The sequence below is a fragment of the Bacillus cihuensis genome (assembly GCF_000504145.1).
Classification (GTDB): Bacteria; Bacillota; Bacilli; order Bacillales; family DSM-1321; genus Peribacillus; species Peribacillus huizhouensis.
The window spans coordinates 1,366,499-1,388,657 of sequence record NZ_KI632495.1; the positions used below are offsets into that span (position 1 = coordinate 1,366,499).

Genomic DNA, 22,159 nt, shown 5'->3' on the forward strand with positions numbered 1-22,159 from the left:
CCGCAGGTGTCTACCTGTCAGCTCGGTATCAATTGAATGATTGTTTCAATAATGACTGTCAAAATCGGGATCGCCATAGCTAGAATCAAAATTTTTCCGCTTAGCTCAATTTTTGAAGCGATTGATCCTTGACCTGCATCTTTGGTAATCTGAGCAGCAAATTCGGCGATATAGGCGATTCCGATAATTTTTAATATCGTTTCTAGATACACCATATTGACATTTGCATTTACGGCAAGCTTCTCGAGCATTGCGATTATTTCGTATATTTTGTCAACAAGAACGAGAAATATGGCACAACCAGTAAAGACAACGAGCAAAAAGGCAAAATTCGGTTTTTGCTCTTTTACAATTAGGGCTAAAAAAGTAGCGATAAGTGAGATACCGACAATTTTTAAGATTTCAATGGCCGATCCCTCCTACTGGAAAAGAAACACAGATTTAATTTTTTGAAATAAATTTTCAACGATGCTTGCCACCATAAATAAAATATAGATAAAACCAAATAGAGTCACCCATTGTGCATATTCCTTTTTTCCAACTTGATCTAAAATGGTATGGAGAAATGCGACAACTATACCAACACCTGCAATTTTAAATATGATATCAACATCTAAGCCCATCTAAGGTCCTCCAGTCCTGCTACAACAGCAAAATGATTATCAATACACCCGATAAAAATCCGAAGCTCTTCATCATCTTTTCATACTTATTTTGACGGTCGAGGGCATCATTTTCTTCTCTTTCCAAATGAATCATGGCCAACTGAATTTGTTTCTGTTGAGAAAGACGATCATGCTGACCAAGCGTTTCACCGAATTGTACAAGTATTTCGTATTCATTTTGCTTAAGAGCAAGTTGTTTCCATACAAGTTTTAAACTTGTTTCCCAAGCAGTCTTTACTGTTGTCTCACCGCCTGACAGCTTGACAGCGAAACTTTCAAAAAAATGAGATAGCGGTTTGGGCAACTGCTTAGCAAGTTTAAAAGCAGCTTCCGTTAACGGCGTTTGTCCATACATGATTTCTGCTTCTAGAGATTGTAACGCTGACTTAAGTTGTCGTAATTCTCTTGGTCGTTGTCTTAACACACGGGCTAATTCATACCCTACCCAAGTTGTAGCAAGGACGATAAGAGCTGCGCCAATGAATTTAATCATTCTTAGCCACTTCCAATTCTGTGACAGGATTTCCAGTCTCATCAAGGACCGTGTAGCCAAATCCAGATTTGTCATGTCTATTTAACTCAATAAAGCGTTCAAATATATGTTGATTGAGAATTTGTACCATATAAGGTCTTTTCGTTAAATCTGACAATGTACGTCCATGTGCAGTGATTACAAGCTTAATTCCCGCATTAGCTGCCTCTAACACCGCAGCCATATCCTCACGGCGACCAATTTCATCAACAATTAACACGTCGGGTGACATGGAACGAATAAGCATCATCATCCCTTCAACCTTTGGGCATCCGTCCAAAACGTCCACCCGAGGTCCAAAATCGAGCTGAGGTACCCCCCGAACTGATCCAGCGATTTCTGAACGCTCGTCCACGATACCGACTTTCTTAGGTAGAATATTTCGCTTTTCGCATCCAGTTGAGATAATTCGGGCAATGTCACGCAAAAGTGTCGTCTTTCCTGTTTGAGGAGCGCCGATGATAATCGTATGATGCCATTCACCTGTGTATAGACTTGGAATTAATTTTTCAGCCGTCCCAATTTTCTGTCTCGCAATTCGAATATTAAAGGACGACACATCTCTAATCGCTTTTACCTCGCCATTTTCAAGAACAACCTTACCTGCAAGGCCAATTCGATGACCACCACTTACTGTGATATACCCTCGCTTTAATTCCTCTTCTAAAGCATATAAAGAATATTTGCTAATGTGATGCAGCAGCTGCTTTGCGTCTTCATCATGAACCAAATATGGTAAAAAGGTTGGTCTACCTTCGATAATCACTTCAAGAGGTCGTCCAATTCGAACCCGTAGTTCCTCAACTTTATTTACCAGAGACAGTGGAATTTTCCTAAATTGCTCCTCCAATTTCTTCGGCAATAGGGTAAACACCGTTTCCATGCCCGAAACCTCCTATTTACAGCTAATCATTTGTTAAAATGTATGTTAGATTAGTGAGTTTATGACAAGAAAAGTAGTGGGATATTTCGATTACTAAACTACAGAAGTATTAAGTAGAGTTTTTCTGCCCGTTAGTGCGGGGTAAAGGAGATAGGCTGAGCCTTTAAAAAAGGTCTACATAACGAAAGGGTCAGACCCGCAAACACAATATCCAGTTCAATGTAAGCGAAAATCGCCTCGATGAACTGCGTATTATGTGCGTGATCTGACCCTTTAAGGATACCCAGATTAAGCCTTATGCACGAGATACATAAGAACCTTCAGATGTGTTAATGATTAGTTTATCGCCTTGGTTAATGAAGAATGGCACTTGTACTGTTATGCCCGTTTCAAGTGTAGCTGATTTCGTTCCACCAGAAGATGTGTCACCTTTAATTCCTGGTTCCGTTTCTGTCACTTCAAGCGTTACGTTTTTCGGAAGTTCAACTCCAAGAGTTTCTGTTCCGAATGTCATAACATGTACTTCCATGTTTTCTGTTAGGTATTTTAGCTCATATTCGATATTTGCTTCTGGAAGCTCAATTTGTTCATATGATTCGTTATCCATGAACACATGAGAATCACCGCTTGCATATAGATATTGCATTTTACGGTTTTCAATATGTGCTTTTGCAACTTTTTCGCCGGCACGGAATGTTTTTTCTTGAACAGCGCCATTACGAAGATTACGTAGCTTAGAACGAACGAATGCAGCACCTTTACCTGGTTTTACGTGCTGGAATTCCATCACTTGCCAAATTCCGTTATCTACTTCAATCGTTAAGCCTGTTTTAAAATCATTAACTGAAATCATCTTTTTCCTCCTGCATGCTTATAAAATAATTAATTCTTTTGTTGAATGTGTTAATGCTTCATTGCCTTCCACTGTAATGATCGTATCATCTTCAATACGAACACCGCCTAAACCAGGCACATATATTCCCGGCTCACAAGTTACAACCATTCCTGGTTCAAGAATTGTTTCGGATTTGAGAGAAAGGGCAGGACCTTCATGAACTTCCAGCCCAATACCATGACCCGTTGAATGCCCAAAATACTCACCATAGCCTTTTTCAGCAATGAAGTTTCGAGTAAGAGCATCCGCTTCTTTTCCAGACATGCCTGGTTTAATACCAGCCATACCTCGTAGTTGCGCTTCTAAAACAATATCATAGATTTTTTTTAGTTGTGCATCTGGTTCTCCTACTGCAAGTGTTCGCGTAATATCTGATACATACCCGTTAAAATAAGCACCGTAATCAAGCGTAACAAAATCACCGCTATCAATGATTTTATTGGTTGCAACACCGTGCGGAAGAGCCGATCTTTTCCCAGAAGCCACGATGATATCAAAGGATGAAGAAGTAGCACCTTGTTTTCTCATAAAGAATTCAAGTTCATTTGAAACGTCCAGCTCAGAAATCCCTGGACGAATAAATTCAACAATATGTGTAAATGCAGCATCTGCAATTGCAGCAGCATCCTTTAATATATTAATCTCTGAAGAAGTCTTAATCAAGCGTAAATTCTCGATCATCCCTGATACAGGTACAAGTTCTGCACTTACCAAAGTTTCATACGCTTTAAATGTAGCAAATGTCATATGATCTTGTTCGAAACCAAGCTGCTTGATTCCCATCTTCTTTGCTTGAGTAGCCACTTCTTCCATGATTGTCCCTTTGTGTTGAACAATCTCATACCCTAAAGCTTGGTTACCTGCTTGTTCCACATATCGGAAGTCTGTAATAAATTTCGCTTCATCTCCTGATATCAAGGCAAGGCCAGCCGTACCTGTAAAGTTGGTCATATGGCGCAGATTATATGTACTCGTAATTAAAAATCCGTCCAAACCTTTTTTAGCCAACTGTGAGCGAAATTTCTCAAGTTTCTCCATTCCCTATCTCTCCTTTATCTCGCTTTAACGGGCAGTAAGACCCCCACCTCTAGTTTATAAGAAACAAAGAAGGTAGTCGGGGGACAAACTCCCATTAAAGCCCGATTGGTTCAACTAACCATCAGTGGAGCACCCCAATGATGGAAGTTTCACTTTATTATCGTTTCAATGGCTCTTAAGGCAAGTAGATAGCCTGAGACGCCTAAACCGACAATTTGTCCAGCTGTGACTGGAGCTGTTACAGAAACATGACGGAAACTTTCCCGTGCATGAATATTAGATATATGTACTTCGATAACAGGAACATCAATTCCTGCAATTGCATCACGTATGGCGTAACTATAATGTGTAAATGCTCCAGGATTCATAATAATCCCATTAAAGCCCTCATCTTCTGCCCAATGTAGCTTATCAATAATTTCCCCTTCATGATTAGACTGATAACAGCTTAGTTCAAGTTTCATCTCATCAGCCAATTCACGGACACTCATTTCCACATCATTTAGCGTTACATTTCCGTAATGCTTAGGTTCCCGTTTTCCCAGCCTATTTAAATTAGGTCCATTTATTAACAATATTTTTTCCATGCCCCACTCCCACCTTACTTCCAAGTACAATCGAATGCTCTCCCAAAAAAATGTTTTACCATCAACATTCTACCATAATTGCGAATTGTCTTACTACTTTTTACAAATTTCAGTGCGTCTCCACCTCAGATTTATCTCTATTTAACGCCCTTTGTAGTTCGCCATATTCATAAGAAATCGAATATCCTACAAAAACACCATATAAGATAAATAAACATATACTAGTAATCCCAGTATCTGCTGTCATTTTTGAAAAAGAAGGCAGATCGGGAAATATAGGTTGGAGAACAAGGATAAATACAAGCCATAATAAGGCTCCATATACGATCCCTGCGGAAATATGATTTACTTTTCGAAAAAGAGCATAATAAAGGTACGCAAAAACTATTGATACAATACTATAAATAATGAGCGTCACCACTGCCCCAAGCCAAGTATGAATCCAAGCAGCATTTGACCAAGATGTAAAAATAAACTTTGGACTAACATCCATGAAATGAAAAAAGGCAGCAACGAGTCCTACCGCACACCAAAGGAAACCTCCATATATCCCAATAACAAATACATCCATTAAGATTGATTCATGGTACACGACACCGTTAACTTGTTTCGGTTCATTTGACATACTCATAACACCTCCGCTACTAGTATGTCCCATTAGCGCTGGAATCATTTCTCCATTTTTATGAGGTTGTTTAATATATAAAGTGAAACTTCTGTTCGTGAATGTTTCCTAATTGGATTCTTACATGAATTGATCAATTTTAGCAAAGGTTCATTGTTGACAACCATTCTATTCCACCGTTATTTTCAATGTATTTTCCAAAGTCTTTTTATTTCATGATAAGCACGTCGTTATTGCAAAAAACTGGTTAGTTTTGTATGATTAAGAGAACATCAAAATGCGTGGAGTTTCTTCTTAGATGGATGTTTGATCTTATCAACCAATCGCAGGTTTATTTACAATATTGCTTCATAAATAGAGCGACCTGTTCATACATGAATAAGAGAGTAACACTAGATGAAAAACCAGTAAATTTAAGGATAAGTTGGTGTCTACAATGTCTGATACAAAGAAACCCGCATATGGCGGGCAGGCCGTTGTTGAAGGTGTTATGTTTGGCGGCAAACATCATACCGTAACAGCTGTACGCCGGAAAGATTCAACCATTGACTACTATCACTTGCCGCGACAAAGCAAGCCCCTCCTGCAAAGTTTGAAAAAAATTCCGTTTCTACGCGGTATTGTAGCGATTATTGACTCAAGTGCTACTGGATCTAAGCACTTAAATTTTTCAACCGAGCAATTTGAGGAAGATGCACCAGAAGAACCTGGAAAAGTGAAGGAGTCAAAAAAAGAATCCAAGCTTGCAATGTGGCTAGGTGTCGCTGCCATTGGAATTATCTCCTTTCTGTTCGGTAAGTTTATTTTCACGCTAGTTCCTATGTTTTTAGCTGAGCTTACTCGACCGATTTTCCAAAGTCATATTTCCCAAATTTTAATAGAAGGAGCTTTTAAACTGCTTCTATTGCTTGTTTATATCTATTTTGTATCCTTAACCCCGATAATCAAAAGAGTATTTCAGTATCACGGTGCAGAGCATAAAGTGATCAACTGCTTCGAAAGTGGCAAGCCTTTAACTGTTGAAAACGTTCAATCTTCTTCACGTCTTCATTATCGTTGTGGTAGCAGCTTTATTCTTTTCACTGTCGTAGTTGGCATCTTCGTTTACATGTTTGTACCGACTGAGCCGCTTTGGTCAAGAGTCATCAGTCGAATTGTCTTAATTCCAGTTGTTCTCGGAATATCTTTCGAAGTTCTTCAGCTCACAAATAAATTAAGAGATGTTCCTGTATTACGCTATTTAGGGTATCCTGGTTTATGGTTGCAATTGCTGACAACGAAAGAACCAGATGACACACAAGTGGAAGTAGCACTTGCTTCTTTTAACGAGTTGATGAAATTGGAAAGTCGTACTGAACAAAGTTTAAAAAACGAAGATATAGTGTAAAGTTTAAGAGATTATCCCATCTTAGGAAAATTAATTTTCCTTCGGGCGTTTAAAATGACTCAGATTTGCTCATGATGCTCTTAAGGAGGTGTCTTTGTTGAATCGTTCATTGTCTTATATAATTTACGGAATCATCGCCTTGGGAATTTTCGGGTTATTTGCAAAAGTCGTAAATGATCCAGTTGGTTTTTTTCGAAATATCATCGTTATGATCGTTATTGCTGGAGCTATCTTTTTCATATACCGCATGATTACTAAAGACAAACCTAGTAATGCTGGGCAAAGAGCTTTTAAGAAAGCTGCCAGAAAGTCAAAGAAGAGAACAAAGAGCAAAAGCAATATCGCTAATTTTTCAAAAGCTGCAAACTCAACAAAGAAAAATCGTATCAGAAAGAAATCTGATATCCATTTGACTGTCATTGAAGGAAAAAAAAATAAAAAGAAAAATCGGGCGCTTTTTTAAGCATCCGGTTTTTCTTTTTATATGAAGGAAATGGGGATGGGGCTTCGCGACATACGTATATAGAAAATTTACATTTACTACAAAATCCTGCTCTCCTCCGCACCTCCACCTTCAAAAGGTAATGTATTTTTGAGAATCCGAGCCTTTTCATCGCTTTATTTGGGATCTGATACTCACAGATGATTTATAAGGACTTAATACGTCCAGTTTTTCAAAAAAGTCTCTGCATACATTCTCCCTCGTCCAACTAACATCTCTTTATTGGCTTCGGTTAAATGAAAATCAGTAGCTGACATCCCTGTCATCGGAATAAACAATATATTTTTGGCTACTCTTTTTGAAATATAACGAGAATCATGCGCATCTCTCATCGTTTTAAAAAGTGCTGCAAACATATCCACTGCGTCATCAATTTCATTTTCTTTGTTGCCAAGCCCATCCCCTCTTAGATTCATACCAATGACTGGGCGAATTTTCTTACCTCCCTCTGTTTCAAATAGCCACATCGGAAAATTACTTAATATCCCGCCATCGACAAACAAACTGCTCGACTGTCGCCATTTTAATTTAACTGGCTCAAAGAAATAAGGAATACTACAACTCATCCGCACAGCTTTTGCAACAGGAAATTCAAGCGGATTCATGCCATACTTATCAAGATCATCTGGAAAAACAGCTAGCTGACCATTCGTAATATCACTTACGATAATCCGTAATGATTGATAAGGAATATCTCCAAACGTAACAATGCCTCGCTTAGCAAGTTTAGTTGCAATCCATTTTTCAAGTGCGTCCCCTTTAAATAACCCCATTTTCCGATACAGCATCAGCCATTTCACAAATGGAATAGGTAAGATTCGCCTTGAATCCAATAGCTCTTTAATATTCGTTTCATTCAGAATTTCTTCCATGTCTGCGCCGCTATATCCAGCAGTCAGCAAAGCCGCAATGATTGATCCTGCACTAGTTCCTGCACATTGCTTAAAGATAAATCCATGTTCTTCCATCACCTGAACAGCACCGACTAAAGCGAAACCCTTAATTCCACCACCGGAAAATACCCCATCAATAATCATTGAAGTCCTCCCCCATAATCCGGTCTTGTTACATTTTTAATCCGGTAGAGAGGGATTTATTACTGTTTCTTTTGAATAATGATAAGTGTACATCCCTTAGTATAATACAATGGCATAATTAAACCGCCTGAAAGTAATCAGACGGCTTTTTTAAAACTCATGCATTCTCTGGTTCACTCTTAATAAACTTAAGAACTAGAAAAAGAATGATCATACTTACTATTCCTGTAACTATAAACGTACTGTTTAAATAATCCTTCATTAAAAGCGACATTGCCGGTGGACCAGCTGCCACCCCGATAAAGCGAGCGGAGCTATATAAAGAAGAAATTGTTCCCCGCTCATCTTTCTCGATATTCTCAGTAATCATCGCATCAAGTGCTGGAAGAATCGCTCCGATTGCTATTCCTAATATACTTGTAACGAGAAGAAGCAAAAATAGTTTTTCACGTGAAAAGCCTACAAAAACGACGCTAATAGCTAAGAGAAACAGACTAACCAGTACAATTTTCCGCATTAAAGCGATATGTCCTTTAATTGTCCTTCCTGTCAAAAAGGAGGAAATACAAAGTAAAAAAAGCGGAATCGCTAACACAAAGCCTTTTCTCACACCTTTTATGACATGGATTCTTTCCAGATTTTCCGAAAGAAAGAATAAGACCCCGAATAAAACGAGCATTACAAACGCTCCAATGATAAAAATGGTACATAGCCATGGCCCTTCATTTTTAAAGGTTTGCTTTGTCTTTTTCATAAACTCTTTAAATTTTCTTGACTCTTTTTTCTCTTTAGGATCTTTTATAAAGAAAAAGACGAGAACAATCGAAATGAAACTAAAAAAAGATATTGAGAAAAAAGGGAGGAACCATAGATAAGCCGCAAAAAGAGAGCCTAATATCGGACTGAGCACTTTTCCGAAAGTATTTGAGGTTTCGATGATTCCTAAACAGGAGCTAGTCTTTTCATCGTCCGCTTGATATAAATCTCCTACTAGTGGTAGAACAATCGGCATGGCTCCTGATGCACCGATCCCTTGAAGGATTCGGCCGATAATAATTACCGTATATGGTTGCTCCAATTTCCATGAAGCAAAGCCGGCAATTAGCCCGCCAATCAACGCTAAAATCAAACTTGGCAATATTACTTTTTTTCTGCCGATTTTATCAGACAAATAACCGGCAACTGGAATGAGAAAAATCGATGCAATTGAATAACTTGTAATAATCATGCTTGATTGAAACGAGCTGATTCCTACCTGTTCCTCAAAAATGGGCAGCACCGGAATAAGCATTGAGTTTCCTAATGTCATTACAAGCGGAATTGATGCCATACTGACAACACACCAAGTGCTAACTTTATTATCACTGAACTCCTGATTATCCATCAATTAAAGACACCTCATCTAAGCAAACAATATTTCTATTTTATCCGAAAACACAAAAGACTTTCATGGGAAAAAGAAACAAAAATACAAAATCCGCTTAAGAAATTCCAATATAGTTCATAAATCGTCTATCATAATCGATTTTTACAAAGACTCGATTACTGTAGTCAAAGTTTGCAAAACTGATGAATTGGTCCAATATCAAAATAAGGAATGAATCATACTCTATAGTACTATTCAGTTGATGTGGAGGGAAAAAGTAAAAATGGGGATTGCCTCTAATAATACAAATAAAAATATATTCATCCAAAAGGAAAAAGGAAAAAAGACACCGGTTGGAAACATTAAGCTAATAAAAGAACAACAAGTTGCATATAAGCCGTTAGGAAATAGACAATACATTCGTAAAAAGCAATTAGGAAAAAGACAACTAGATGCATATAAGCCGTTAGGAAATAGACAATACATTCATAAAAAGCAATTAGGAAAAAAACAACTAGATGCATATAAGCCGTTAGGAAATAGACAATACATTCATAAAAAGCAATTAGGAAAAAGACAACTGGTTCCATATAAGCCGCTAGGAAATAGACAGCAAGTTGAGAACGAACCCTTAGAAAATAGACAACTGGTTGAGAACGAATCCTTAAGAAATAGACAACAAGTTGAGAACGAATCCTTAAGATATGGACAGGAAAATGAGAAGCTAGAAAAAAAACAGCAGCTTGAAAACTACGAATTAATTGTCAAGAATAAAGAAATGAATAACATAAAAGTAAGCATTATTATGCCTTCGTTTAATAAATATGAATATGTTTCATTGTCGCTTTATTGCTTGTTAAAACAAACTTTTGCTTTCTCTGAGTTTGAGGTAATCTTAATAGATGATTGTTCCCATGACCAGACGCCTAGAATTCCTCAAGAATTCGACCCTCCCTTTAAATTTAAATATGTCAGACCTTCCATAAATCAAGGTCGATCTCGTGCACGCAACTTAGGTATCAAACTTTCTGAAGGTGAAGTAATTATCTTCCTCGACGGAGAAATGCTAACAGAACCTGATTTCATTGAAAATCATTATAAACACCACGCACATGATAAAAAACTAGTAGTAACAGGCGCAATGCATTATCGGGGGATTTATACTTTTTTAACATCTAACCTCAATAGACAGCAATGGGAACATATTGATGACTTTGTTCCACGTGATCCTTATTTTATTTTTCCTTATAAGGAATATAAACAAAATTATCAAACTTCCAACACTTCATTTCCACTTATCACGAAAAAAGACATTGATGAAAATCGCTATAAAGATTTGTCTTTTCCGAACTGGTATTTTACTCAGGTGTTAACTAGTGGGTTAAATGATTTTGGAATGGATTTAAGCAGTTACAAACTACCATATATCGCCTTTTTAACTGGTGATGTATCAGTTAGCAAAGAACAGCTTGATCGAGTTGGATATTTCGATGAATCATTTCTTGGATATGGGGCAGAAGATTGGGAGCTTGGCTATCGTTTTTACAAAGATGGTGCTCGCTTCATTATGGATCCTTCAACCTTTTGCTATCATCAAGAGCACCCGACATCTTCAAATAATTTTCCTGAGGCAATGGATAATTTATATAAATTCATGGAAAAATTCCCTAACTTCGATGTACTAGCATTAGCATTAGAACATAAGCCCCTTAATTTCGTCCAAATTCATTATGTAGTCTCGCAATACCATGAACTATGTGAAAAATATCCACAAAAATATAGAGAATTTAAAGAAACGTACCAAAGGATACTATTTAAAATAGTGGAAAACTTAAAAAATAGTAAACCAATAACAAAATACTATGAGAGCGACAGTTTTTTGGCAAAAGTCGTTACAGAACAAGTAAACGAAATCAAAGCACATAATTGGTACGCTCTTGCCAATTCTTTTGAAGAACTTTATAGCTACTGATGAGATTCAAAAAATTCAAATCCTTAGATATAGAACGGATTTTGGATCAATAAAGTAATTCGGTTTTGCTGTTCGTATTTTATCTAAATAAATCTTTATATTTACTTGAATTCTTTGAAGAGAAGAATTAATTTATCATCAAAATACAAAATGGGTGTCTCATACGGGACACCCATTTGTTTTTTTGTGACAGTCTAATATAGCTTAACCAATGAATTTAAATTGAGACATATCGTCCTAGCTAGCCACCATCAACCGCAAGCAAATGGCCATTGACATAATTCGGTGCTTCAGAAGAAAGGAAGGTGTATACCTACCGAATTTTATTGATTTATGGTCTAACAGCTGTTCCATCTGGTGTACGAGCTAAAGTCCAAGAGGGAATCCCACCTCTTGCGGGGAATTTTTTTGCTTTTTCCTCATCTATTTCCACCCCTAAACCAGGTCGATTATTCACATATGCAAAACCATCTTCAACGATTGGGCAACCAGGGAATACTTCCTGCAATGCATCATTAAATGGCGTCCATTCTTGAATTCCAAAGTTTGGGGAACTTATATCTAAATGAAGATTAGCTAAAACCCCTACAGGGGAAATATCACCAGGCCCATGCCAAGCTGTTCTAACCCCAAATAATTCGCTAAATGTTGCTAATTTTTTTGCTGGTGTGATGCCCCCTATAGAACTTACATGACATCGAATAAAGTCGATTTGTTGATTAACAATTAAACTTTTCCATTCATTCACATTTGTAAAAAGCTCTCCCATTCCAATTGGCGTTGACGTTTGCTGTCTAATCATTTGTAACCATTCTATATTTTCCGGTGCGACAGGATCTTCTAGGAAAAAAAGGTGATAAGGCTCTAAATTTTTCGCTAATCTTACGGCTTCAATAGGTGGAACTCTTTCGTGAATATCGTGGATAAACTCCATATTAAATCCTATTTTCGAGCGGAGGTGATCAAATAATTTATCAATACTTTTGGCATAGGCTTCAGGATCAAAATAGCATCCTGGCGCTGAGTTTCTTGGCGAGAGCTTAGGTACAATTTTAGTAGACTTCTCATACATAGTAGCAATTAAGCTTCTATCAGTCGTTCCACTCCCACCATACATTCCCGTTTGGCATCGTACATATTGATAGCCTTCTTCCATAAGTGCTCGTATATTTTCTTCGACAGCCATTTCATCCGCCCCATCCGCATGCCGATATAGCGGAATACCATCCCTGCATTTCCCACCCAATAATTCGTAGACTGGTAAGTTAGCAATTTTGCCCTTTATATCCCAAAGTGCCATATCAATTCCAGATAGTGCATTATTCACAATCGGACCATTTCTCCAGTATCCGCTTACATTTGCTGACTGCCAAATATCTTCGATTCTACTAGGATTTTTACCAATAAGAAACGGTTTTAGATAATCCTCAATCGCCGATTTCACTGCAAAAATACGTTGTGTAAAGGTAGCACATCCTAATCCATATAACCCAGGCTCATTTGTTTCGACTTTAACTACTACTAAATCGACTCCTCCTGGTGCAGTTAATATTACTTTTACATCGCGGATTTCTAAATCGTACATCTTAATAAGTCCCTCCATTTAAACTTGTTAGTTGTCCTACATGTTTAATGAAAATACATTTGCTGTCTCATAATATAAGGAGCACCCCCATGGTAAACAGTGCATAAAGTGTTGGTTAGACCCTTTTTGAGACATCCTCATTATTTATTTTGGATTTTTAGTTTTTTAATACTGTCAATATTATTTTCCATGGTGTTAGTAAGAAGCTCTTTTGCTGTTTCTGCATCTCTATTTTGAATCGCTCTGAATAGTTGTAAATGAACTTCGATACTTTCCAACGTTACCCCTATGAATCTATTTAATTCTTCTAAATAGTAATAGTAAATGTCACGAATCGAATGAATCACTTGTAAAAAAACTTGGTTTTTCGAAGCCATAACAATTGCTAAATGAAAATTATAGTCTGCTTCTGAATATTTCTTATAATCATCTCTATAACGAATCATTTGATTAAGCGCTTCTTCAATGTTCATTATGTCCTCATTTGTTGCTTTTTCCACAGCTAATTCTAAACATTTGTATTCAATCGTCTTCCTGAATACCATCATGTCTAAAAATTCTTCCTCGCTAAGATGCAAGATTGGTTTAAAATCATTGATACCGATCTTACCAATATGCTCAGTAACAAATGTTCCTTTCCCTTGATACGTGACAACAATCCCTAAATCCCTAAGTCGTTGTATCGCACTTCTTATGCTCACTCTGCTCACATTAAACATTTTTGTCAACTGGGATTCAGATGGAATCTTACTTCCAGGAGCCCAATTGCCACTAGCGATGTTTTCTTTTAACTTCTCGTAAACAATATTGACAATATTTTGTTTATCAATGGCGTTTAAATTCAATTTTCTACCTCTTTTTACAACATGTCATACAAGCTATAAGTGAATAGTATTACAGCCGATTTATTTAGTAAGCGTTTTCATTTACAAATCTTTTTGATTTTCAAGAGGAATAATAAATATTTTATCTATTATGTTCCAACCCAATAAGCCAGTGCTGAGTTTCTTTCTTCAATATGATCTAACTGTAGTTGTCTCCCCTTTTCGTATTAGTTACGGCTGTTTATCCCCCACCTATTTGTTGCGGAGGATTACAGCCTGTAAAACCGGGTTAAAAGTAGTCTTTATAACATCTAATTCTGCCATAACTTTAACAGCTATAGACTCTCCTACTTACCAACGTTCTTCTTTGAACTCTAGTAGTCCTGCTTATTCCTTTTCTTTTAAGCTCACCATGTCCTTCACATCACGGTTGACAAGATATGTAGGAATATATCCAGTTAAAACATCTACAACATTTTGAGCTGATTTTCGCTTTAATTCAACCTCAGATTCCTCAGAATACCAAGCGATATGAGGAGTAATCACTACATTTTCCATGGATAGGAGCGGATTATCATGCTGGATCGGCTCGAACTCAGTAACATCAAGGCCAGCTCCAGCAATTTTTCCATCCTGCAACGCACGGATAAGAGCTTTTTCATCAATAACCGGTCCTCTAGCCGTATTAATAATGAATGCTTCTTTCTTCATCGCATTGAATTGCTCATCACTTATCATACCTAGAGTACTATCCAACAATGGCGAATGAACAGAAACAAAATCTGCTTGACTGCAAAGGTCATTTAATTCTAACAACTCAACATCTAAAGAGCTCGCCTTCTGCTTAGACATAAATGGATCAAAAGCAACAACTCTTATTCCAAAAGCTTGTGCTTTTTTTGCCAATGCCTGAGGAATTCTCCCAAATCCCACTAATCCTAAAGTCCTTCCGCGCAAACGGAACACAGGTTTCCCTAAATTAAAATCCCATACTCCGTCCTTAACTTCTTTATTTAACTTCACAACTTTACGGGCCATTGCCATCATTAAGGCAAAAGCATGGTCGGATACTTCGTCTATTGAATAATCCGTTACATTGCTAACAACAATTCCATTTTCCGTTGCCGCATCGATATCTATCGTATTGTATCCGACACCATAACGAGCGATAACCTTACAATTTTCTAATTGCTCTATTACTTTTCGTGTTATCGGCGCATATTGGTTAAGAATTCCATCAGCATCCTTACAAGCTTCAATGACTTCCTCTTCCGTTTTACATTGCGCTGGAACGAATTCTATATCCAACTTTGAAAAAACATCCACCTCTGGTTGAAGTGTGATATATTCATAATCTGTAACAACAACTTTAAACTTTTTCATTTATTTTCACTCCAAATATTTATGTTGAAATTTTTTTGTAAAGTAAACTAAGATATTTAAATTCGAAGTTAGTTAATTTTTCTTATAAGAAAACGCCATCTTTAAAAATAGAGATCTCTTTATAACCATTTTTTTCATTATGTGTAACTGTCTCTCCTGAAGCTACACTGATGATATATTGGAACAGCTCCGATCTTAGTTCATCCATGGATGAATCTCCGACTAAACGGCCGGCATCAAAATCGATCCAGTTTTTCTTTCTAGTACTCAACGCCGTATTGCTGGAAATTTTCACGGTCGGCACAGGTCCACCAAAAGGGGTCCCTCTACCAGTTGTAAATAAAACCAATTGTGCGCCAGAAGCAGCTAATGAAGTGACCGATACAAGATCATTCCCAGGCCCTTGTAATAGATTGAGTCCTTGTTTCGTTACAATTCCACCATAGTCAAGTACATCATTAATGATGGAGCTGCCGCCTTTTTGTACACATCCTAACGATTTTTCTTCAAGCGTCGTTATCCCACCTTTTTTATTGCCTGGTGAGGGATTTTCATAAACGGGTTGATCGTGTTTAATAAAGTAATCTTTAAAATCATTCACTAAATCTACGATATTTCTAAATGTTGCTTCATCCTTCGCTCGCTCCATTAGCATCATTTCTGCACCAAACATTTCTGGTACTTCTGTTAAAACAGTTGTTCCTCCTGCTGCGATTAAATCATCTGAAAACGCTCCAACTAAAGGGTTTGCAGTGATTCCAGATAAACCATCTGACCCGCCGCACTTTAAGCCTACTTTTAATTTTGAAACAGGAACTGGCTGTCGTTCAAAAGTTGATGCATACTGAACTAGTTCTTCCAAAAGTTCGATTCCTTCATCTATCTCATCATCAACGGATTGGACGCCAAGAAACTTAACACGTTCTTCATCAAATTGTCCCAACACATCCTTAAAAAAAGGAATATTGTTATTTTCACATCCCAGTCCTAATACGAGAACACCACCAGCATTTGGATGCTGAACTAAATTTCTTAATAATAGTTGGGTATTTTTTAAATCATCCCCTAATTGGGAACAGCCGAACGGATGTGGAAAATGAAACACTCCATCAATCTTTCCGTTGCCAAATCGCTCATTTCCTAATTTTGCAAGAATCTCTGCTGTTTTATTAATACAGCCCACTGTGTTAATAATCCAGATTTCATTTCTAATACCAACGTCACCATTTTTTCTAACATAACCTTGGAATGTTCGATTACCTGGTAAATCACCATGTTTTCCAGTGGATTGTTTAAACTTATAGCTATACTCCAACTTTCCTTCTAAATTCGTTTTGACATTATGTGTATGTACCCATTCTCCTGGTTGAATGGCCTTTATTGCATGACCAATAGGGAAGCCATATTTAATGATATCCTCATTTTCAGCCATATCTTTGATTGCAAACTTGTGACCATAGTCAATATCCTCTTGAATTTGAACTGTTAAACCATCAACTTCTACGAAATCTCCCTTTTTTAAATCTTTTAATGCAACCATAACGGAATCATTGGGATGTATTTTTAAAAAGAATTTTTTTGTCATCACTTTTCCCCATTTATATTTTTTTCTTACAAAGCCTGTATGGCGTTAAAAAGCAACCATTTAACATGAAAGATAATCACGTAGCGGCTACACTCACCTATTCACAATGGTAGCGGTGCGAAGCTGGATTTCGGGGTAAAAATACATATACTTGCTAAGTAAATTGGCTACATTAGTAAGTCGCAAAGCCCAGTCCCCATGTTCTTTATTCTAAAATAAATATCTCACATGACTTCTATCATTCGTATTAGCAAATAGGCTTTCTATTAATTTAGTAATTTATCTTCATTGGATCGCTAAGAATCTTAAAGTTTTCTTTAGCACTCACTTCTTCTAGCATACCTTCGGAGACCCAAATTTCTTTTATGTCAAGAGTATCTTTAATCCTAACAATTCTAATATCTTTCATATCATTGATATTGGAAGTTTTTACAGCTGCTTTAACCGCTAACTCATTCGTCTCTAAGAACATCGGCATCTTCACTACACTGACTACTGTACTCGTTAAAGCATTAGCAAAACCTTGTTTCCAATCAATTGAATCAAATACTTTTTTTGTAGTGAAATCCGCATGTCCGATGCCATTTGCATTGCCATGAGTTTTTTTAGTTAAATCTAGGACAACGATTCGATTTACATCTGGCCCTCCAGTTGCATATGGCGTTGCATATCTGCCTGTAATATTAGGATCCATCCCATCACCGGAAATATCTTTACCAATTTCATCGATGACAAGCACGTCAATTTGTTCGAACATCAGCTTGGCCATCAGATTTTTTGCTTCTAGTAAAAGTTTTGGTTCCTCCGTTTCAAACTGTTCGGTAGGTATGGCAACTATTTTCGCTGGCCGATCATAGGCGTTTTCAATCGTACCTAATCCAAAAATAATCGGCACCTTTTCGATTACAATTTTCGCCATTTCCGGAACATGCTTAGCCATATGTTTAAATCCATATATATGGGCTGCTTCTGCACCTTTTTGCTTGCCTAGTCCAATCGTGATCATTTTCATTAGACCACTTTCTACAGGACCACGAAATGCAGTATGGGCTTTGATCCGATTAATCACAATTACTTTGTCTGCCTCATAGGCGTTTTTATCGACATAAATCGGTAAACCATTAGGCAACTTTCCAACTTGAACAACTTCCATGCTTGATTTTATGGGAGCACCTATAAAGTCCTCTGTTACCCCTAATCCTTCTAACACTTCTTTTTGTCCTTCACCCGTTGCCCCACCGTGACTTCCCATCGCTGGTACAATGAAAGGATCACCCCCAACAGATCTTACTGCATGGACCACTTCTCTTGTTAAGATATGAATATCTGCTACGCCACGACTTCCCACAGCAATAGCAACACGATCACCTTGATTAATTCGAGTAAGAACATTCGCTTTTTCAATCGACGTATGAACCTCTTTAGCCACATCTTTTAATTCTGGTGCAGTAAATTTCTGCTCCACTTTCACCATTTTCGGAAGTGGGATATCTTGCAGTAGCTCCGCGATTATTTCCATACTACATATTACCTCCTTTAATCAGAAAAAATCCTATTACTCGTTACCTTGAAATATATAAGCAAAACGAGACAAATTGGTTTGAATGTATGTATCAATTTGCCAATTTGAACCATTGAAATTTTAATAACTTCCTAACAAGTTAGATCAATAACTATATGATTCTAGCTACAACTAATACGTACAAGTTCTCCCCAATATGACGCGTTCTAAATGGGATAAGAAAGGTTTCTACTTTCATTTCCTTTACTTTTTTCTCCCTCTTTACGGGCTTTCTTGATCAAAGCTGTAAATTGGCTAGCAATATCTGTTAATACTTCATATCTACCTTCTTCAATCGCCTGCTTGTTGAGTAATGTACCGCCTACGCCAACAGCTACTACGCCATATTGAAAAAATTGTTCAACATTATCTAGTGAAACGCCACCCGTTGGCATCATCGGAATCTGGCCAAGTGGACCCTTTAATTCCCTAAAGTAGTTTGGTCCAACCACACTTCCTGGGAAAACTTTAATAATATCGGCACCGGATTGGTAAGCTTTTACGATTTCAGTTGGTGTCATGGCTCCTGGAATTGAAATCTTTCCGTATCGATTCGAGATTTCAATTGTCTTTTCATCGACGATTGGCGAAAAAATAAAATCGGATCCTGCTTCAATCGCTCTTTTTGCTGTTTCTGCATCAAGGACCGTTCCTGCACCAACTAGTACCCGCTGACCGAATTCTTGTTTAATCTGTTCAATCATCTTGAAAACGCCAGGTGTATCGGCAGTGATTTCAAGTGCTCCAACTCCGCCAGTTACTAACGCATCCGCAATGGAGGAAATTTGTTCAACTTTCGGTCTTCTGATTACTGCCACCAAGCCAGAATCTATTAATCTTTGAATATTCGCTAATTTTTCCATGAATAAAACCCCTCTCCTATCTTTTTACATCTCGGGCATCTGATTCGCCCTTTAGCATTCGCTCTACCTCTTCCTTACTCGGAAGACCTTCCACATCGCCATTCGTGCCAACTACAATCGCTCCAACCGCATTTCCTCGCCTTACAGCCTCTGCTATCGGTTCGTTGCACAATAGCCCACTGATTACTCCTGCGGCAAAGCCATCACCAGCTCCTACCGGGTCGACAACTTGCGCTGGGAAGCCAATGACATATCCTTGCTCAGTACCGTTTTGATAGTAAGCTCCCTCTGCTCCAAGCTTGACGACAACTATTTTGTCTTTGTTCGGTGATAAACATTCTGCAATTTCTTCTGGTGTTGATTTACCTGTAATAAATTCACCTTCATCAAAACCCGGAAGGATGATATCTGCTTCTTTCGCCATTTGAGATAATACGTCTCTGGCTTCATCTTGTTCCCACAATGTATAGCGGATATTTGGGTCAAAAACGATTTTAACTTGATGTTTTTTCGCGATTTCAATAGCTTTGAAAACAGCTTGACGGCTGGATTCACTTATTGCGGGTGTAATACCCGTTAGATGAAGCATTTTCGCATTCGCGATATACGCTTCATCTAGATCGTCTGCTGATAGTAAGCTGGCAGCTGAATTTTTGCGATAATAATAGACTTGCATATTTGTTGGCGATTTTTTCTCTTTAAAAAAGAGACCAGTCGGTGCTTCGTCTGTGTATAGACAGCGTGAAGTATCTACGCCTTCACCTCGAATAAATTTGTGAATATATCTCCCAAATGGATCGTCACCAAGTTTACTGAACCAACCTGTTTGATGACCTAATCTTTGGAGGCCAATGACCGCATTTGATTCTGCTCCACCAATTTGCTTTGTAAATTTATGGTTATATTCAAGTGGTAGCATTTGTTCAGGATTAAATAAAACCATTGTTTCACCGAACGTTACTACATCTAACTGTTTCAATTTATATACCTCCAAAGTCTAGTCAACGTAGTCATTTTTAAAAGGGTATATCTATTCAACCGAATAGATTTGGAATTACTAGCGAAATCCAAGGTATAAATAACATAATAATCAAACCAAGTATTAGGATTCCGACGAATGGCAGTATAGCTTTTGCTACTTTTTCTATCGATAGTCCGGTAATGCCTGATGCAACAAAGAGGTTAACACCAAGCGGTGGTGTCATCATGCCAATTTCCGCTCCTACAATTAAAAGAATACCGAAATGCACAGGATTCACACCTAATTGCTGAAGCACAGGTAAGAATAATGGTGCGAGAATGATAATAATTGATAAAGTCTCCATAAACGTTCCTACAAATAAAACGAGTGCTACAATCAATAACAGAACAATATATTTATTGTCGGAAATTCCTAAAATTAAATCGGCCAATTGATTTGGAACCTGATACATCGAAATAAGCTTTCCAAATGCAGTCGCTGTTCCGAGAATAATCATTACTGTACCAGTCATCATCGCTGAAGAGATTAAAATCTTTGGTACGTCTTTCCATTTCAATTCTTTATAAACAAACAAACCAATGATTAATCCATAAACAACAGCAATAACCGCTGATTCAGTCGGAGTAAATGCCCCAGAGTAGATTCCGCCGAGTATAATGACCGGTGCCATTAAAGCCCAGAAAGCATTCTTTGTCGTTCTAGCAAATCGGCCAAAATTGAACTTTTGTCCAGTCCCAACATAGCCTCTCCTTTTAGAAATAAGATAGACTACTAGAATCATTAAAAGCGCTAAGAAAATACCAGGAACGAATCCTGCTAAAAACATATCGCCAATCGAAACACCTGTCACAACACCATAAATAATCATTGGAATCGATGGTGGGATAACAATCCCTAAACCACCTCCTGAACCAGCAACTGCCGAAGCAAAATCTTTACTATATCCTCTAGCAACCATCGCCGGAATCATGATCGATCCAATTGCAGCAACTGTAGCTGGACTAGAACCAGAAATCGCCGCAAAGATGGAACAGGCAATAATGGTTACAATCCCAAACCCACCAGTAATATTACCCATCATTTCTTGGGCGACGTTAATAATTCTTTTTGACAGACCACCAGTTTCCATTAAGGCTCCTGCTAAAATAAAGAACGGTACAGCCATAAGCGGGAAGGAATCAACGGCTGTAAAAGCTTGCTGAGCCATAAATGAAGCTGGTATGCCTCCTACTAGTAAAGCTGAAACTGTTGCAATCCCCATCGAGAAAGCGATTGGCACGCCAATAAGTAGACAGATAATTAATACTAATCCTAATACCAATGGTACTGACATCAAATCACCCCTCTATTGCTCTCTTTAATTTTTCTTCTTCCGATAATTCGTCATCCCCTCGGAATCGACCAATGATTCCTTGTAATACCCGTAAAGCAATCAAAGCATAGCCGATAGGAATAATTGAATACACAAGCCACATTGGCAATTGGACTGCTGGTGAAAGTTGTCCATGCCCCATCATCATCATGACCATTTCATAGCCGTAAAATGCAACGAAAATCGTAAAGGCGACCCATAATATATCCGATAAGAGCCCAAACCATTTTGAAATAGATCGCGGAAAGAATGTATCAATAATTTCAACTCGAATATGACGGCCATGCTTGGCAGCCATAGCAGCAGATAGGTAGATTAACCAAACAAAGAAATAACGCGAGATTTCCTCTGTCCATCCAATTGAAATGTTAAATACAAATCGTGATAATACTTGCGCAAACGTTAAAATGACCATTCCTGAAAAAATAACCGCAATAATGGACTCTTCAAAGTAACGATCGAACTTCTTTAATAGAGACATCCGTTTCCCCCCTTAAAAGTAGATTATTCAGGTT

At 37.7% G+C, this 22,159-nt stretch carries 22 protein-coding genes; 3 read left to right on the forward strand and 19 right to left on the reverse strand.

All coding sequences use genetic code 11. The features are described 5' to 3' along the window. Positions 1-17: 17 nt before the first annotated feature. The 8 genes from spoIIIAD to V179_RS27855 all read right to left on the reverse strand — a co-directional run bounded on the left by spoIIIAD (position 18) and on the right by V179_RS27855 (position 5,225). Positions 18-407 carry a stage III sporulation protein AD gene (gene spoIIIAD / locus V179_RS0112415; protein ID WP_152534727.1) on the reverse strand — a complete coding sequence of 130 codons (390 nt, stop codon included), beginning with the start codon at positions 405-407 and terminating at the stop codon, positions 18-20. Positions 408-419: 12 nt separating this feature from the next. Then, entirely contained in the window at positions 420-623 is a 204-nt protein-coding gene (gene spoIIIAC, locus V179_RS0112420) for a stage III sporulation protein AC (protein ID WP_028391742.1), read from the reverse strand. Between the two features lie 19 nt (positions 624-642). Then, entirely contained in the window at positions 643-1,158 is a 516-nt protein-coding gene (gene spoIIIAB, locus V179_RS0112425) for a stage III sporulation protein SpoIIIAB (protein WP_028391743.1), read from the reverse strand. Next, a complete protein-coding gene (gene spoIIIAA / locus V179_RS0112430) occupies positions 1,151-2,080 on the reverse strand; it encodes a stage III sporulation protein AA (RefSeq protein ID WP_028391744.1) in 930 nt (309 codons plus the stop codon). The genes spoIIIAB and spoIIIAA overlap by 8 nt, the downstream gene beginning before the upstream one ends. A 295-nt stretch (positions 2,081-2,375) precedes the next feature. Then, positions 2,376-2,933 (reverse strand): elongation factor P, encoded by a 558-nt coding sequence (gene efp / locus V179_RS0112435; protein ID WP_028391745.1) that lies wholly within the window; start codon positions 2,931-2,933, stop codon positions 2,376-2,378. 18 nt (positions 2,934-2,951) lie between these two features. Then, positions 2,952-4,013, reverse strand: coding sequence for a M24 family metallopeptidase (locus tag V179_RS0112440; protein ID WP_028391746.1), 1,062 nt, complete (start codon positions 4,011-4,013; stop codon positions 2,952-2,954). A 149-nt stretch (positions 4,014-4,162) separates the two neighbouring features. After that, complete coding sequence (gene aroQ, locus V179_RS0112445; protein WP_028391747.1) at positions 4,163-4,600, reverse strand: type II 3-dehydroquinate dehydratase; 438 nt, start codon at positions 4,598-4,600, stop codon at positions 4,163-4,165. Between the two features lie 109 nt (positions 4,601-4,709). After that, positions 4,710-5,225: a YqhR family membrane protein gene (locus tag V179_RS27855; RefSeq protein WP_034301105.1), complete on the reverse strand. Its 516-nt coding sequence runs from the start codon at positions 5,223-5,225 to the stop codon at positions 4,710-4,712. Positions 5,226-5,661: 436 nt separating this feature from the next. Here V179_RS27855 and V179_RS0112455 point away from each other — a divergent pair, with 436 nt between their 5' ends. Both V179_RS0112455 and V179_RS0112460 read left to right on the forward strand, forming a co-directional pair. Further along, complete coding sequence (locus tag V179_RS0112455) at positions 5,662-6,612, forward strand: DUF1385 domain-containing protein (protein ID WP_028391748.1); 951 nt, start codon at positions 5,662-5,664, stop codon at positions 6,610-6,612. A 97-nt stretch (positions 6,613-6,709) separates the two neighbouring features. Continuing rightward, the gene (locus V179_RS0112460) at positions 6,710-7,075 is read left to right on the forward strand and encodes an SA1362 family protein (RefSeq protein WP_051404942.1); all 366 of its coding nucleotides are present in this window, start codon (positions 6,710-6,712) and stop codon (positions 7,073-7,075) included. 194 nt (positions 7,076-7,269) lie between these two features. Here the strand turns inward: V179_RS0112460 and V179_RS0112465 are convergent, their stop codons facing one another. After that, the gene (locus tag V179_RS0112465; RefSeq protein ID WP_028391750.1) at positions 7,270-8,151 is read right to left on the reverse strand and encodes a patatin-like phospholipase family protein; all 882 of its coding nucleotides are present in this window, start codon (positions 8,149-8,151) and stop codon (positions 7,270-7,272) included. A gap of 157 nt (positions 8,152-8,308) precedes the next feature. Beyond that, positions 8,309-9,535, reverse strand: a complete 1,227-nt coding sequence (locus V179_RS0112470) for an MFS transporter (RefSeq protein ID WP_028391751.1) — start codon at positions 9,533-9,535, stop codon at positions 8,309-8,311. A 265-nt stretch (positions 9,536-9,800) separates the two neighbouring features. On the opposite strand from V179_RS0112470, the gene V179_RS0112475 reads away from it, so the two are divergent. Continuing rightward, positions 9,801-11,489 carry a glycosyltransferase family 2 protein gene (locus V179_RS0112475; protein WP_051404943.1) on the forward strand — a complete coding sequence of 563 codons (1,689 nt, stop codon included), beginning with the start codon at positions 9,801-9,803 and terminating at the stop codon, positions 11,487-11,489. 331 nt (positions 11,490-11,820) lie between these two features. Here the strand turns inward: V179_RS0112475 and V179_RS0112480 are convergent, their stop codons facing one another. The 9 genes from V179_RS0112480 to V179_RS0112520 all read right to left on the reverse strand — a co-directional run bounded on the left by V179_RS0112480 (position 11,821) and on the right by V179_RS0112520 (position 22,125). Then, positions 11,821-13,074, reverse strand: coding sequence for an enolase C-terminal domain-like protein (locus V179_RS0112480; RefSeq protein ID WP_028391753.1), 1,254 nt, complete (start codon positions 13,072-13,074; stop codon positions 11,821-11,823). 140 nt (positions 13,075-13,214) lie between these two features. Then, positions 13,215-13,919: a FadR/GntR family transcriptional regulator gene (locus V179_RS0112485; protein WP_028391754.1), complete on the reverse strand. Its 705-nt coding sequence runs from the start codon at positions 13,917-13,919 to the stop codon at positions 13,215-13,217. 366 nt (positions 13,920-14,285) lie between these two features. Continuing rightward, the gene (locus V179_RS0112490) at positions 14,286-15,281 is read right to left on the reverse strand and encodes a C-terminal binding protein (RefSeq protein WP_028391755.1); all 996 of its coding nucleotides are present in this window, start codon (positions 15,279-15,281) and stop codon (positions 14,286-14,288) included. A gap of 82 nt (positions 15,282-15,363) precedes the next feature. After that, on the reverse strand, positions 15,364-16,866 hold the full coding sequence (locus V179_RS0112495) for a UxaA family hydrolase (RefSeq protein ID WP_028391756.1): 1,503 nt from the start codon (positions 16,864-16,866) through the stop codon (positions 15,364-15,366). Positions 16,867-17,137: 271 nt separating this feature from the next. Continuing rightward, positions 17,138-18,385, reverse strand: a complete 1,248-nt coding sequence (locus tag V179_RS0112500; protein WP_028391757.1) for a nickel pincer cofactor-dependent isomerase, group 22 — start codon at positions 18,383-18,385, stop codon at positions 17,138-17,140. A 209-nt stretch (positions 18,386-18,594) separates the two neighbouring features. Then, entirely contained in the window at positions 18,595-19,290 is a 696-nt protein-coding gene (locus V179_RS0112505) for a bifunctional 4-hydroxy-2-oxoglutarate aldolase/2-dehydro-3-deoxy-phosphogluconate aldolase (protein ID WP_028391758.1), read from the reverse strand. A gap of 16 nt (positions 19,291-19,306) precedes the next feature. Then, positions 19,307-20,269: a sugar kinase gene (locus V179_RS0112510; RefSeq protein WP_028391759.1), complete on the reverse strand. Its 963-nt coding sequence runs from the start codon at positions 20,267-20,269 to the stop codon at positions 19,307-19,309. 55 nt (positions 20,270-20,324) lie between these two features. After that, positions 20,325-21,605, reverse strand: a complete 1,281-nt coding sequence (locus V179_RS0112515) for a TRAP transporter large permease (protein ID WP_028391760.1) — start codon at positions 21,603-21,605, stop codon at positions 20,325-20,327. 4 nt (positions 21,606-21,609) lie between these two features. Then, positions 21,610-22,125 carry a TRAP transporter small permease gene (locus tag V179_RS0112520; protein ID WP_028391761.1) on the reverse strand — a complete coding sequence of 172 codons (516 nt, stop codon included), beginning with the start codon at positions 22,123-22,125 and terminating at the stop codon, positions 21,610-21,612. Positions 22,126-22,159 lie beyond the last annotated feature (34 nt).

What these genes read in the sequence shown, in the direction of transcription:
- spoIIIAB (WP_028391743.1), bottom strand. Translation starts at nt 1,158, where the DNA reads ATGATTAAATTCATTGGCGCAGCTCTTATCGTCCTTGCTACAACTTGG.
- efp (WP_028391745.1), bottom strand. Translation starts at nt 2,933, where the DNA reads ATGATTTCAGTTAATGATTTTAAAACAGGCTTAACGATTGAAGTAGAT.
- V179_RS0112465 (WP_028391750.1), bottom strand. Translation starts at nt 8,151, where the DNA reads ATGATTATTGATGGGGTATTTTCCGGTGGTGGAATTAAGGGTTTCGCT.
- V179_RS0112470 (WP_028391751.1), bottom strand. Translation starts at nt 9,535, where the DNA reads ATGGATAATCAGGAGTTCAGTGATAATAAAGTTAGCACTTGGTGTGTT.
- V179_RS0112500 (WP_028391757.1), bottom strand. Translation starts at nt 18,385, where the DNA reads ATGGAAATAATCGCGGAGCTACTGCAAGATATCCCACTTCCGAAAATG.
- V179_RS0112440 (WP_028391746.1), bottom strand. Translation starts at nt 4,013, where the DNA reads ATGGAGAAACTTGAGAAATTTCGCTCACAGTTGGCTAAAAAAGGTTTG.
- spoIIIAC (WP_028391742.1), bottom strand. Translation starts at nt 623, where the DNA reads ATGGGCTTAGATGTTGATATCATATTTAAAATTGCAGGTGTTGGTATA.
- V179_RS0112490 (WP_028391755.1), bottom strand. Translation starts at nt 15,281, where the DNA reads ATGAAAAAGTTTAAAGTTGTTGTTACAGATTATGAATATATCACACTT.
- V179_RS0112520 (WP_028391761.1), bottom strand. Translation starts at nt 22,125, where the DNA reads ATGTCTCTATTAAAGAAGTTCGATCGTTACTTTGAAGAGTCCATTATT.
- aroQ (WP_028391747.1), bottom strand. Translation starts at nt 4,600, where the DNA reads ATGGAAAAAATATTGTTAATAAATGGACCTAATTTAAATAGGCTGGGA.
- V179_RS0112515 (WP_028391760.1), bottom strand. Translation starts at nt 21,605, where the DNA reads ATGTCAGTACCATTGGTATTAGGATTAGTATTAATTATCTGTCTACTT.
- V179_RS27855 (WP_034301105.1), bottom strand. Translation starts at nt 5,225, where the DNA reads ATGTCAAATGAACCGAAACAAGTTAACGGTGTCGTGTACCATGAATCA.
- V179_RS0112505 (WP_028391758.1), bottom strand. Translation starts at nt 19,290, where the DNA reads ATGGAAAAATTAGCGAATATTCAAAGATTAATAGATTCTGGCTTGGTG.
- V179_RS0112455 (WP_028391748.1), top strand. Translation starts at nt 5,662, where the DNA reads ATGTCTGATACAAAGAAACCCGCATATGGCGGGCAGGCCGTTGTTGAA.
- V179_RS0112475 (WP_051404943.1), top strand. Translation starts at nt 9,801, where the DNA reads ATGGGGATTGCCTCTAATAATACAAATAAAAATATATTCATCCAAAAG.
- V179_RS0112495 (WP_028391756.1), bottom strand. Translation starts at nt 16,866, where the DNA reads ATGACAAAAAAATTCTTTTTAAAAATACATCCCAATGATTCCGTTATG.
- V179_RS0112480 (WP_028391753.1), bottom strand. Translation starts at nt 13,074, where the DNA reads ATGTACGATTTAGAAATCCGCGATGTAAAAGTAATATTAACTGCACCA.
- spoIIIAA (WP_028391744.1), bottom strand. Translation starts at nt 2,080, where the DNA reads ATGGAAACGGTGTTTACCCTATTGCCGAAGAAATTGGAGGAGCAATTT.